Annotated in this window: 9 protein-coding genes; 6 read left to right on the top strand and 3 right to left on the bottom strand. The window is 68.9% G+C overall.

Annotation, left to right across the window (positions count from 1 at the left end; all coding sequences use genetic code 11):
• The first annotated feature begins 7 nt into the window (after window positions 1-7).
• Both D0B54_RS11165 and D0B54_RS11170 read left to right on the top strand, forming a co-directional pair.
• Window positions 8-1,525 (top strand): glycerol-3-phosphate dehydrogenase/oxidase, encoded by a 1,518-nt coding sequence (locus D0B54_RS11165; protein WP_117291404.1) that lies wholly within the window; start codon window positions 8-10, stop codon window positions 1,523-1,525.
• Window positions 1,522-3,081, top strand: a complete 1,560-nt coding sequence (locus D0B54_RS11170) for an FGGY-family carbohydrate kinase (RefSeq protein ID WP_117291405.1) — start codon at window positions 1,522-1,524, stop codon at window positions 3,079-3,081. Before D0B54_RS11165 ends, D0B54_RS11170 begins: the two co-directional genes overlap by 4 nt.
• A gap of 98 nt (window positions 3,082-3,179) precedes the next feature.
• Here the strand turns inward: D0B54_RS11170 and D0B54_RS11175 are convergent, their stop codons facing one another.
• The 3 genes from D0B54_RS11175 to queF form a co-directional block, all read right to left on the bottom strand.
• Window positions 3,180-3,431, bottom strand: a complete 252-nt coding sequence (locus tag D0B54_RS11175) for a GlsB/YeaQ/YmgE family stress response membrane protein (RefSeq protein WP_117291406.1) — start codon at window positions 3,429-3,431, stop codon at window positions 3,180-3,182.
• A 69-nt stretch (window positions 3,432-3,500) separates the two neighbouring features.
• Entirely contained in the window at window positions 3,501-3,941 is a 441-nt protein-coding gene (locus D0B54_RS11180) for a DUF4124 domain-containing protein (RefSeq protein WP_117291407.1), read from the bottom strand.
• 15 nt (window positions 3,942-3,956) lie between these two features.
• Window positions 3,957-4,379, bottom strand: a complete 423-nt coding sequence (gene queF, locus D0B54_RS11185) for a preQ(1) synthase (RefSeq protein ID WP_117291408.1) — start codon at window positions 4,377-4,379, stop codon at window positions 3,957-3,959.
• Window positions 4,380-4,493: 114 nt separating this feature from the next.
• Between queF and smc the strand changes: the two genes are divergently transcribed.
• The 4 genes from smc (at window position 4,494) to D0B54_RS11205 (ending at window position 12,388) form a co-directional block, all read left to right on the top strand.
• Window positions 4,494-8,015 carry a chromosome segregation protein SMC gene (gene smc / locus D0B54_RS11190; RefSeq protein ID WP_117291409.1) on the top strand — a complete coding sequence of 1,174 codons (3,522 nt, stop codon included), beginning with the start codon at window positions 4,494-4,496 and terminating at the stop codon, window positions 8,013-8,015.
• Window positions 8,012-8,734, top strand: a complete 723-nt coding sequence (locus D0B54_RS11195; protein WP_117291410.1) for a cell division protein ZipA C-terminal FtsZ-binding domain-containing protein — start codon at window positions 8,012-8,014, stop codon at window positions 8,732-8,734. Before smc ends, D0B54_RS11195 begins: the two co-directional genes overlap by 4 nt.
• Window positions 8,735-8,915: 181 nt before the next feature.
• On the top strand, window positions 8,916-11,213 hold the full coding sequence (ligA, locus tag D0B54_RS11200; RefSeq protein ID WP_117291411.1) for an NAD-dependent DNA ligase LigA: 2,298 nt from the start codon (window positions 8,916-8,918) through the stop codon (window positions 11,211-11,213).
• Window positions 11,210-12,388 carry a mechanosensitive ion channel family protein gene (locus tag D0B54_RS11205; protein WP_117291412.1) on the top strand — a complete coding sequence of 393 codons (1,179 nt, stop codon included), beginning with the start codon at window positions 11,210-11,212 and terminating at the stop codon, window positions 12,386-12,388. The genes ligA and D0B54_RS11205 overlap by 4 nt, the downstream gene beginning before the upstream one ends.
• The last annotated feature ends 450 nt before the right edge of the window (window positions 12,389-12,838 follow it).

Here is a 12,838-nt window from a genome sequence, read left to right on the forward strand (position 1 = left end):
CCATCGCGTGACGCAAAACATCGACGCACTCGCTTCGTCCTACGACCTTGCCATCGTCGGTGGCGGCATCACCGGCGCCGGCATCTTCGGCGAAGCCCTGCGTGCCGGTGCGAAAGTATTGCTGGTGGAGCAGGGCGACTTCGCCTCGGGCACCTCGGCCTGGTCCTCCAAGCTGGTGCATGGCGGGCTGCGTTACCTGAAGGAGGGCCAGTGGCGGCTGACGCTGGAGTCCGTGCGCGAGCGCGAGCGCCTGCTGCAGGATGCGCCCGGGCTGGTGGAAATCCAGCCTTTCCTGATGCCGATCTACAAGGGCGCGAAGCCGGGGCGCCACGTGATGCGCATCGGTCTGGCGCTCTATGACCTGATGGCGGGGCGCCTGGCCTCGCGCTGGGTGCCGCGTGAGGAACTGCTGCAACTGGAGCCTGGCCTGCGCCAAGAGAATCTGCTCGGCGCCATGGCCTACGAAGATGCCCGCACCGACGACACACGCCTGGTGCTGCGCCAGATTCTCGAGGGTGTCGCCGCCGGTGGCAGCGCGCTGAACTACACCCGCGCCGAACTGCGCCTGGATGGCCGGCGTGTCCGCGGCCTGCGCTTGCGTGACGTGGAGAACGGCGCGGAGCGCGACATCGACGCCGCCATGGTGATCAATGCTGCGGGTTGCTGGGCCGGTGGGCTGCCCGGGGCGCCCGAGGGTGCTCCCGCATTGCGCCCGCTGCGCGGCAGCCACTTCGTGTTTCCGGCATCGACGCTGCCGATCCACCGCGCTGTGTCCTGGATGCACCCGCGCGACCGGCGCCCGATCTTCGCCTACCCCTGGGAGGGCGCGGTGCTGCTGGGCACCACCGATCTCGATCACGAAGGCCCGCTGGACCAGCCGGGCATGAGCGAGGCCGAGTCCGCCTACCTGCTGGATGGCCTGGCGGCGCAGTTCCCGCGCCTGGGGCTGAAGGCCAGTGACGCGATCTCGGCATATGCCGGTGTGCGGCCGATCGTTGCCAGTGGCGATGGTGACCCCTCCGCCGCCTCGCGCGAGTCCGCGTTGTGGAGCAGCCCGGGCCTGGTCGGCGTCACCGGCGGCAAGCTCACCACTTTCCGCGTCACCGCGCGCCAGGCCCTGGCCGAGGCCGCCAGGCAGCTGCCCAGGCTGGCACCCGCACAGGAAGCGCCGGTCTTTTCCGTGCCGGCCGGCGGCGGCAGCCAGCGCCTGCAGGGCCGGCTCGGTGCGGCGGCGGTCGCGGGCATTGCGCGCGCCTTCCCGCGCGAGGCGATGCAGGCCATCGGCGGTACGCCTTTCACCTGGGGCGAGCTGCGCTGGGCCGCGCGCCATGAGCGGGTCCGGCATCTCTCCGACCTGATGCTGCGGCGCACGCGCCTGGGCCTGCTGTTGCCGCGCGGCGGCGCCGATCAGCTGGAGAGCATGGGTCCGGTCTGCCGCGAGGAACTGGGCTGGGACGCCGCGCGCTGGGCCGGGGAGCGCGACGGCTGGCTCGCCCATTGGCAGCGGCAGCACGCGCCACGATGAGCACGGCGCGCCTGCTGGCGATCGATGTCGGCACCCAGAGCGTCCGCGCCATCGTGTTCGACGCGCAGGGCCGGCTGCTGGCCAAGGCGCAGCATCTGTTCGAGCCGACCTACGTGTCGCCGCAACCGGGCTGGGCCGAGCAGGATCCCGAGGTCTACTGGCAGGGCGTGGTGTCCTGCTGCCAGCGCCTCTGGCAGCAGGGCAGCGTCAAGCCCGGCGAGATCAGCGGTATCTCGCTGACCACGCAGCGCGCCACCGTGGTCTGCGTGGATGCCGCCGGCAAGGTCCTGCGCCCGGCGATCCTGTGGCTCGACCAGCGCCGCTGCGAACAGCCGCCGCCGATGGGGCCGCTGTGGAACACGCTGTTCGGCCTGGCCGGCGCCAGCGACCTGATCGCGCACCTGCAGGGCCAGGCCGAGGCCAACTGGCTGGCGCAGCACGAGCCGCAGCTGTGGCGCGACACCGAGAAATTCCTGTTGCTGTCGGGCTGGCTCAGCTACCGGCTCACCGGCGAGTTCGTCGACTCGGTGGGTTCGCAGGTCGGCTTCATTCCCTTCGACTACAAGCGCCTCGCCTGGGCTGCGCCCAGCGACTTCAAGTGGAAGGCGGTCGCGGTGCGTCCCTCGCAGCTGCCGCGGCTGGTGGCGCCGGCGGCACCGATGGGACCGCTGGCCGCCGCGGCCGCCGCCGAGCTGGGCTTGCCGGCCGGCGTGCCGGTGATTGCCGCCGCCGCCGACAAGGCCTGCGAGGTGCTGGGCTGCGGCGTGCTGGAGCCCGACATCGGCCAGCTGTCCTTCGGTACCACCGCCACCATCAACACCACGCAGTCGCGCTACATCGAGGTGCAGCGCATGCTGCCGCCGTACCCGGCGGCGCTGCCGCGGGCCTACAACACCGAGATCCAGATCTTCCGCGGCTTCTGGATGGTGAGCTGGTTCCGTCGTGAATTCGGGATGCGCGAGGAGAGTCTTGCGGCCGAACGCGGCGTGGCGGTGGAAGCCCTGTTCGATGAACTGGTGAAGACCGTGCCGCCGGGTTCCATGGGCCTGATGCTGCAGCCCTACTGGACCCCGGGCGTGCGCGAGCCGGGGCCCGAGGCCAAGGGCGCGATCATCGGCTTCGGCGACGTGCACACCCGCGCCCACGTCTACCGCGCGATCCTGGAAGGCCTGGTCTACGGCCTGCGTGCCGGGCGCGAGCAGATCGAGCGCCGCATCGGCAGGCCGCTGCGCCTGCTGCGTGTGGCCGGCGGCGGCTCGCAGTCGGACGAGGCGCTGCAGATCACTGCAGACGTGTTCAACCTGCCGGCGGAACGGCCGGAGCACTACGAGACCTCGGCGCTGGGCGCGGCGATCAGCTGCGCCGTGGGCCTGGGCCTGCACGCGGATCACGCGTCGGCGGTGGCGGCCATGGCCCGCATCGGCCGCCGCTTCGAACCGCGGCCCGAGGTGGTGAAGACCTACGATGCGCTGTACCGCGAGATCTACCGCGGCATGTATCCGCGGCTGAAGCCGCTGTACCGGAAGATCCGGCGGATTACGGGGTATCCGGCCTGAGGGCTGCGTGTCTTTTGTAGGAGCGGCCGTTGGCCGCGAAGGCCGGTTGTCATGATGACCGGCGCTCGCGGCCAATGGCCGCTCCTACATGTAAAGCCTCAAGCCTTCCTGAGCACCCGGTACAGCGCCAGCAGCAGCACTGCGCCGCCGGTGGCGACCAGGATGCCCTGCAGGGTGAAGCCGTTGAAGCTGGCGATGCCCAGCTGGGTGCCGACCCAGCCGCCGACGAAGGCGCCGCCGACGCCGAGCAGGATCGTGATGATGAAGCCGCCCGGATCCCTGCCCGGCATGAGGTACTTGGCCAGCACGCCGGCGATCAGGCCGAGCACGATCCACGAGATGAAACCCATTTGCCGCTCCCTAATTGGTGTGCAGGAGCCCGATTGTGGGCATGCAAAATGAACGGTGGCTGTCTGGCCCTAGTTGCAGTTCTGGTCGATCGCGGCCCTGGCGTCGGCCCGATGCTGGTCGATCTGCTTCGAACTCAGGTAGCTGCGGTCGCCCTTCGCGTCGGGGACGTAGTAGCGGCCATCGTCCTTCATGTAGGCGGAGCGCTGCCGGGCATTGGCGCAGCGGGCCTCCCGCTCGGCCTGCTTCCTGGCCTTGTCCGTTGCGGCCTGCTGGGGGTCGGCGGGCTTGGACCCGCCCAGGCTCCCGGCGTAGTCGCTGAGTTCCTCGACGTTGGGGCTGCGGCCGGGTGAAGGCGGGGGCGGGGCGACGACGCCGTAGTCGCCCTTGGGCGGCGGGGTCTGCGTGTAATGGACCTTGCCCTTCTCGTCGACCCAGCGGTAGGCCTGGGCCAGGCCCAGGGCGGGGGTCAGCAGCAGGAGCAGGGCAATGCCTTGGGTGCGCAGGCGCATGGAGTTCCTTCGGTGTCAGGGGGTCTGGCCGGCCCCGGTGGGGTCGACGTGCCAGGCGGACGGGGGCAGGCTGCCGTTCCAGCCTTTCTTGCGGTGCTCGGCGGTGACATGGGTATAGATGCCGCCGCGGACGTTGAACACGGCCGTCAGGCGCATGAACCGAGGTTTCGTCGCCTTGACCAGGTCGTCGAGGATCTGGTTGGTCACCGCCTCGTGGAAGCAGCCCTCGTCTCGGAAGCTCCAGATGTACATCTTCAGGGCCTTGAGCTCCACGCAGGCCTTGTCCGCCACGTACTCCAGGTACAGGGTGCCGAAGTCCGGCTGGCCGGTCTTGGGGCAGAGGCAGGTGAACTCCGGGATGCGCATGCGGATGGTGAAATCGCGCTGCGGAGCCGGGTTGGGGAAGGTTTCGAGGGTCTTGCTGGGCAGGGAGGGCATAAATAAGGGCAGAAACGGCTTCTGGCCGTGAATTGGGGGCGCCCCATAATTTACACTACGGCTTTACCGTCATAACCCACTAGAAGGCCCGTTCAGGGCCGGCCCGACCAATCCATGCGTCTTTCTGGCATCAAACTCGCCGGGTTCAAATCCTTTGTCGACCCTTCGGCCCTGCCGTTGCCGACGAACCTGACCGCCGTCGTCGGTCCCAATGGCTGCGGCAAGTCCAACATCATCGACGCGGTGCGCTGGGTGCTGGGTGAAACCAGCATGAAGAACCTGCGCGGCGCCGATTCCGAGGACGTGATCTTCAACGGCTCCAAGTCGCGCAAGCCCGTGGGCCGCGCCATGGTCGAGCTGGTGTTCGACAACTCCGACGGCACCATCGCCGGCCCGTACGCCGCCTACGCCGAAATCTCGGTGCGCCGCGAGCTGACCCGCGACGGCAGTTCGCAGTACTTCCTCAACGGCCGCAAGTGCCTCAAGCGCGACGTCACCGACCTGTTCCTCGGTACCGGCCTGGGCGGCAAGAACCAGTACGCGATCATCGAGCAGGGCATGGTCTCGACCATGATCACGGCCAAGCCCGAGGAACTGCGCCAGTGGCTGGAAGAGGCCGCGGGCATTTCCAAGTACAAGGACCGCCGCAAGGAAACCGAGTCGCGCATCCGCGGCACGCGCGAGAACCTGGCGCGCCTCAACGACCTGCGCTCGGAAATCCAGCAGCGCCTGGAAGTGCTGGGCAAGCAGGCCGCCAACGCCGAGAAGTACAAGGAATTCAAGAGCGGCGAGCGGCAGCTGCGCGCCGAAATCCTGGCCCTGCGCATCCGCACGCTGCAGCAGCAGTCGGCCGGCCACGAGACCGCGATCGGCGAGCTGGAGCAGGCCCTGGAGGCCGCGCGCCTGCGCGTCAGCGAGCTGTCCGACGCCCGCATCGCCGCCGAGATCGAGCAGCGCGTGCAGGCACAGAAGCTCAACGAGGAACAGAGCCAGGTCTACGAGGCCGAGGCCGGCCTGGCGCGCCAGGAGCAGGGCCTCAACCATTCGCGCCAGCTGCAGCAGATGAAGCTGCGCGAGCTGGAGCAGCTGGCCCGCCAGGTGGCGGAGCTGGAGCAGCGCCAGCAGCGCGAGCAGCAGCGCCTGCAGGATTCGGCGCGCCTCACTGCCGAGCTGGAAGACCAGGCACAGCAGGCGGCCGACCAGGAAGAGACGGCGCAGTCCAGCCTGATCGAGTCCGACGACGACGCCAACGCCGAGCAGAAGCGCTGGGACAGCTTCTCTCAGGACGCCGAAACGCCGCTGATGCAGACGGAAGCCGAGCGCGTCCGCGTGCAGCAGCTGGAGCGCGCGCGCTTCCAGGCCGACGAGCGCTACAAGCGCCTCGAGGCCGAGCACGGCGCGATCAACGTCACGCCGATCCAGCTCAGCCTGGCCGACGCCGACCAGGAGCTGAAGCTGCTGGCCGACGAGATCGAGGTGGCGCAGGAACGCCTGCAGACCCTGGATGTCGACCTGCAGACCCTGCGCGACGACCGCACGCAGACCGAGAACGCGCTGCATGAGTCGCGGCAGATCCTGCAGAGCGCGCGCGGCCGCATGTCCTCGCTGGAGACGCTGCAGCAGGCCGCGCTGCGCCAGGACGACGCCGAGCTGAACCAGTGGCTGCGCCAGCAGCAGCTGACCGAGGCCCCGCGCCTGGCCACGGCCCTGCAGGTGGAAGGCGGCTGGGAAGCGGCCGTGGAGCAGGTGCTGGAAGGCCTGCTGCAGGCACCGCTGCTGCCGGACTTCGTCGAGCGCCTGCGCAGCATCGGCGAATCGCCCAAGGCCGGCATCGCCCTGGTCAACCAGGCCGGCGGCAGCGCCAGCACCGGCTTGGGTGCCAAGGTCACGGGCCCGCAGGCGGTGCTGGACCTGCTGTCGACCGTACAGATCGCGCACAACCCCGGCGAAGCCGAGGCCATGGCCCAGACCCTGGGGCCGGCCGAGTCGGTGATCACGCCGGACGGCATCTGGCGCGGCCGCAACTGGATCCGTTACCCCAAGCGCGGCGAAGCCAGCAGCGGCGTCATTGCCCGCGGCCAGCTGCTCAAGCAGCTCAAGGCGCAGGTGGAAGAGCAGTCTGCCGCCGTGCAGACCCATGAGACGCGCCTGGGCGAGCTGCACCAGCGCATCCGCAGCCTCGAGACCGAGCGCCGCGAGCTGGCCGGCAAGTTCGACCAGTCGCGCAACCGCCAGGCGCAGAAGCTGGCCTTCCGCCAGGCCCAGGCCGTGCGCCTGGAGCAGGCCCAGGGCCGCCAGTCGGCGCTGGCGCAGGAGCTGGAGACGTTGCGCGAGCAGCGCGAACTGCAGACCATGGAACTGGAGGAATCCAGGAGCCGCCTGGTGTCGCTGGAGGACGTGGCGCAGCAGCTGCGCAACCAGCGCGCCGAGATGCAGCAGACACTGGCGCGCAAGCGCGACCTGGTGCAGCGTGCCCGCGTGGTGCTGCAGCAGACCCAGGCGGCGCGCAACCAGCTGCAGGTGCGCATGGCCAGCCAGGTGTCGTCGGTGGCGGCGCTGGAGCAGAGCATCCAGGACATCGCCGCCAACCGCGAGCGCATGATCGAGCGCAAGGTCGAGGAGGAGGCCCGCGCCGGCGAGCTGGACGCGCCGCTGGCCGAGCAGGTCGAGGGTGTGGAGATCGCGCGTGCCGCGGTCAACGCTGCCCGCGAGAAACTGCGTGACGCGCGCCTGCAGGGTGAGGCGCTGGACAAGTCCCTGACCGAGACCATCCAGACCGCGCGCAATGCCGAGTCCACCAAGGACGAGGCGCTGGAGAAGCTGCAGCAGGCCAAGCTGGAGTTCGAAAACCTGCGCGCCCACCGCGAAAGCCTGGACGAGCAGTTCGTCGAGACCGGCTTCAATCGCGAGGAGCTGTTCGCCGGCCTGGCCGAGGAGGCCGAACTGCAGGGCTGGGAAGAGAAGCTGGCCTCGGTCCTGCGCCGCATCGACCGCCTGGGCGCGATCAACCTCGCCGCCATCCAGGAACTGGAAGAGTCGCAGCAGCGCTCACAGTACCTGGCCGACCAGCACGCCGACCTTCACGGCGCCCTGGAAACCCTGGAGGAGGCGATCCGCAAGATGGACGCCGAGACCAAGGAGCTGTTCAAGCAGACCTTCGACAAGGTCGACGCCGTGTTCCGCGACCGCTTCCCCAAGCTGTTCGGCGGCGGCGAGGCCTACCTGGAGCTGACCGGCGACGACCTGCTCGACGCCGGCGTGCGCGTCATGGCGCGTCCGCCGGGCAAGCGCAACAGCTCAATCCAGCTGCTCTCGGGCGGCGAGAAGGCGATGACCGCGGTGGCCCTGCTGCTGGCGCTGTTCCAGCTCAACCCCGCGCCGTTCTGCCTGATGGACGAAGTCGACGCCCCGCTGGACGACGCCAACGTCGGCCGTTTCTGCGAGATCGTCCGGGAGATGTCGCAAGGCGTTCAATTCATTATCATTACCCATAACAAGATCACCATGGAGCTGGCCAAGCAGCTGCACGGCGTGACCATGCAGGAGCCGGGCGTGTCGCGCCTGGTGAGCGTGGACATCGACCAGGCAGTGGAAATGACCGCCAGCATCCCAGCCGAGACCGAGAAAGCCGAATGAGCGCCTTGCAGTGGGCCTTGCTGATCGTGGGAGCCGTCGCCGTCATCGCGGTGTATGTCATCAGCCGGCGCAGCAACCGCCTGCCCAACGACTGGGAACCGCCGTCGGGGCGGGCCGGCGGCGCGCGGCCGGTGGTGGCCAAGCCGGGCAGCGACCAGATGGACATGTTCGCCCAGGGTTCCCGCGGCGGGGAGTTCGACGAGTTCGGCGTCGGCAAGCCGCGCAAGCGCAACGAGCCCGGCCTGTTCGGCGAGGCCGAAGCTGAAGAAGCGACGTCCGAGGCACCCGCCGCCGCGCCGGTCGAGGAGAAGATCGTCACGCTGCTGATCGCCGAGCGCGAGGGCACCGCGATCTTCGGCCCCAAGATCCACCTGGCGCTGCAGGCCCAGGGCCTGGTCTACGGCGACCACCGCATCTATCACCGCCAGCAGGGCGGCAAGACCGTGTTCTCGGTGGCCAGCCTGGTCAAGCCGGGCCTGCTGGATCCGGCCGAGCAGAAGGATTTCTCCACCCCGGGCCTGACTGTGTTCATGCTGCTGCCGGGGCCGGCCAAGCCGGCGGCGGCGCTGCAGGACATGATCTCCACCGCCCAGGCGCTGGCCGCCGCGCTCAACGCCCAGGTGTTCGACGCCAGCCGCCAGCCGCTGACGCCGGACAACACGCGCACGCTCAAGGCCGACGTGGGCGCCTGGGCTCAGCGCAACGGCATCGGCTCGTGAATAAAGCTACTACGCTCGGCATCTTGCGTTCCGGCGGTGCTCGTTCGGGCTTGGCGAAGCAGTGCTTCGCCCGAACAAGCCCTCACCCTCACGTACTGATGTACGCTCCGGTTCCTGCGGCTCCGGCGGAACGCAACCTGCCTTCGCTCGCTACGCTTTCTTCACAAGCCTAGGGGCGTGCGTGAACAGTTCCGCGAGACCTGCTGAGCGCGCCGCCGAACTGCGGCTGCTGCTGCAGGGGCACAACCACCGCTACTACGTCCTCGACCAGCCGAGCATCGCGGACGCCGAGTACGACGGCCTGTTCCGCGAGCTGCAGGCACTGGAAGCCGCGCATCCTGAACTGCGCACGGCGGATTCGCCGACGCAGCGCGTCGGCGGCGTCGCCAGCAGCGAGTTCGCATCGGTGCGCCACCGCGTGCCGATGCTGTCGCTCAACAACTGCTTCAGCGAAGAGGAACTGGGCGACTTCGACCGCCGCGTGCGCGAGGGCCTGAACCGCAGCCCGGTGGCCTATGCCGCCGAGCCCAAGCTCGATGGCCTGGCCGTGAGCCTGGTCTACGAGGACGGCGTCTTCGCGTACGGCGCCACCCGCGGCGACGGCGAGACCGGCGAGGACATCAGCGACAACCTGCGCACCATCCGCCGCATCCCCCTGCGCCTGCAGGGCGACAGCCGCGGCACGGTAGAGGTGCGCGGCGAGGTCTACCTGCCGCATGAAGGCTTCCGCCGCATGAACGAGGAAGCCGCCGCCCGCGGCGAGAAGCTCTACGTCAACCCGCGCAACGCCGCCGCCGGCAGTCTGCGCCAGCTCGACTCCACGATCACCGCCAGGCGCCCGCTGGCGTTCTATGCCTATGGCCTTGCCCAGGGCCAGCCGCCGGGCGTGCGCACGCACACCGACATGCTGCAGCAGCTGCGCGACTGGGGTTTCCCGGTATCGGAACTGGTGCGCCGTGTCGAGGGTGCCGAGGGCTGCCTGGCCTACTACCGCGAGATCGGCGCCCAGCGCGCCTCGCTGCCTTTCGACATCGACGGCGTGGTCTACAAGCTCGACGATCTTGCCGGCCGCGAGGAACTGGGCTTCGTCTCGCGCGCGCCGCGCTGGGCGGTGGCGCACAAGTATCCCGCCGAGGAAGCGCAGACGCTGCTGGAGAACGTCGACTTCCAGGTCGGCCGCACCGGCGTGCTGACGCCGACGGCGCGCCTGCGCACGGTGTTCGTCGGCGGCGCCAACGTGTCCAACGCCACGCTGCACAACATGGACGAGGTGGCGCGCAAGGACGTGCACATCGGCGATACCGTGATCGTGCGCCGCGCCGGCGACGTGATCCCGGAAGTGAAGGCAGTGGTGCTGGCCCTGCGCCCGGCCGATGCCCGCCCGGTGCTGATGCCGGCTGTCTGCCCGGTCTGCGGTTCCGAGGTGCGGCGCGATCCCGAGGGCGTGGCCTATCGCTGCATCGGCCGCCTGGTGTGCAAGGCGCAGCTCAAGCAGGCGCTGCAGCATTTCGTCTCGCGCAAGGCCGCCGACATCGACGGCATCGGCGAGGCGCTGATTTCCGAACTGGTGGAGCGCGAGCGCCTGCGCACGCCGGCCGACCTGTTCACGCTGGAAGTGGCCGACATCGCCCAGCTGTACAAGTCGGCGGAAGTGGCGCCGGCCAAGATGATCGAGGCCATCGCCGCGCGCCGCGAACTGGCGTTGCCACGCCTGGTCTACGCGCTGGGAATCCCCTCCGTGGGCGAGACCACCGCCAAGGACCTGGCGAAACACCTGGGCGCCTTTGCCCGCATCCGCGAGGCGCTGCCCGAGGTGCTGACCCTGGTGGAAGGCATTGGCGTGGCGGCCTCCGAGGAGATTCGCTCCTTCTTCGCCGACTCGCACAACGCCGCCGCGGTCGACGCGCTGCTGGCGCAGCTCACCCTCTCCGGCGAGCACCCGGTGTCGGCCGAGATCGCCGACCGCTGCTCGCTGGGCATGCTGCTGGCGCAGCAGCAGGTCAAGGGCCTGGGGCCGGTCAAGGCCGACAAGCTGACCTCCGGCCTCGGCACCGCCGCCGGCCTGCTGGCGCGCATCGACGACATGCCGGCGCTGACCGCCCTGCTCGACGAGAAGACCGCCGCAACCCTGCAGGCACATTTCGCCGACATGTCGCGTCGCGAGCACCTGCTGGGCCTGGAGGCACAGCTCACCGCCTTCGGCCTGATCGGCGACGCCGCACCGCGTGCGGCCAGCGCGGGCGGGCCGCTGAGCGGCCGGACCCTGGTCATCACCGGCACCCTGCCGGCGTCGCGTGACGAGGTGGCGGCGCAGATCGAGGCGGCCGGCGGCAAGGTCAGCGGCTCGGTGTCGGCCAAGACCGACTTCCTGGTGGCGGGAGAGGCCGCGGGTTCCAAGCTGGCCAAGGCCGAGAAACTCGGCGTCACGGTGCTGGACTATGCTGCCCTGCAGAAGCTGCTGGCGGGGGAGGCCGCATGATTCGCCTGCGCGAATGGATCGAGACGCTGTTCCAGTACATGAGCCAGGAGCCGCTCAAGTGGAGCGTGCTGGTCTTGCTGGGCGCGCTGGCCTGGGCCTGGCTGCTGCACAAGCTGTTCCGCACGCTCAACGCCGGCCGCTATTCCTGGCAGCGGCGCCTGCGTGTGTGGATGGGGGTGGCGCCCAACCGCAGCATCGGCGAACTGTTCTGGCTGCTGCTGGCCATGCACCTGGTGCTGTGGCCGATCGTGGCGCACGCGGTCCTGCGCATCTGGGGCCTGCACGACGAGGCGCGCGACCTGCTGGTGGCAGTGTTCAGCGACGGCATCACCTTCGGCAAGACCACCGTGGTGCCGGGCAAGCTGCTGATGGGCGCACTGTGGTTCGTGCTGCTGTTCACCTTCACGCGCTGGCTCAAGAAGAAGATGGAATTCGGCTGGCTGCCGCGGACCGGCATCGAATTCAGCACGCGCGAATCGCTGGCCACGCTGTTCGGCTACGTCACCTTCCTGATCGCGGCGATCGCCGGCCTGTCGGTAGCGGGCCTGGACTTCAGCAAGATCGCGATCGTCGCCGGCGCGCTGTCGGTCGGCATCGGCTTCGGCCTGCAGAACATCGTCAACAACTTCATCTCGGGCCTGATCCTGCTGTTCGAGCGCCCGGTGCGCACCGGCGACTACATCTTCGTGTCCGGCACCGAGGGCATCGTCCGCAAGATCCGCATCCGCTCCACCGAGATCCAGACCGCCGAGCGCGAGTCGGTGATCATCCCCAACTCCGACCTGCTGTCCAACCCGCTGCGCAACCGCGACCTGCGCGACCCCTACGGCCGCGTGGTCATCAAACTGGGCGTGGCCTACGGCTCGGATCCCGACAAGGTGCGGCGCGTCCTGCTGCGCCTGGCGTTTGCCAACCCGCACGTGGTGCGCGAGAACCAGATCAGCGGGCTGATCGGCCCGGCGGTGTACCTGGTGGATTTCGGCGAGAACGCACTGATGTTCGAACTGCGCGCCTACGTGCTGGAAGTGGACCAGCGCCTGTCCGTATCCAGCGACCTGCGCTATGCGATCGTCGAGGCCTTCAAGCGCGAGGGCATCGACATCCCGTTTCCGCAACGGGATGTGTGGGTGCGGGGTTTGCCGGCGGCGAAGGTGGACGGGCAGGGCCCGGCCTGAGCTACAGGGGCATGTGCCGCATGTAGGTTGGACTGAGCGCAGCGATGTCCAACAATCCGACCATCGCGCGTTGGACATCGCTGCGCTCAGTCCAACCTACATACACGAGCTATTGTGGGAGCGACGCAAGTCGCGATCTTTTTTACATCGACCGCGCATCGCACCTGCTATGGCTATGGCAGAGTCTGACTCGATCTCAGCCTGAGTTAGCCATCAGCCACGGCCTCGGCCTCAGGCTTCGCCCGACGCGCGATGCATCCTTGCGGATGACCGGAATGGTCAAGGAAATGCCAGCGCAAGCCGGCATTTCTTTTTGGGCCTCGGCTCCATTCCGGATGCATGTGAACTCTCCAACCTGACGGCATCGTCACGTTGACGAAGCTCTGCCCATGAGTTGATATGAGCCCGAAGCAGGAACTTCGGGCGGCGCAGATCGCCCTTGATTGGGGA

It is taken from the genome of Solimonas sp. K1W22B-7, from assembly GCF_003428335.1.
Classification (GTDB): domain Bacteria; phylum Pseudomonadota; class Gammaproteobacteria; order Nevskiales; family Nevskiaceae; genus Solimonas_A.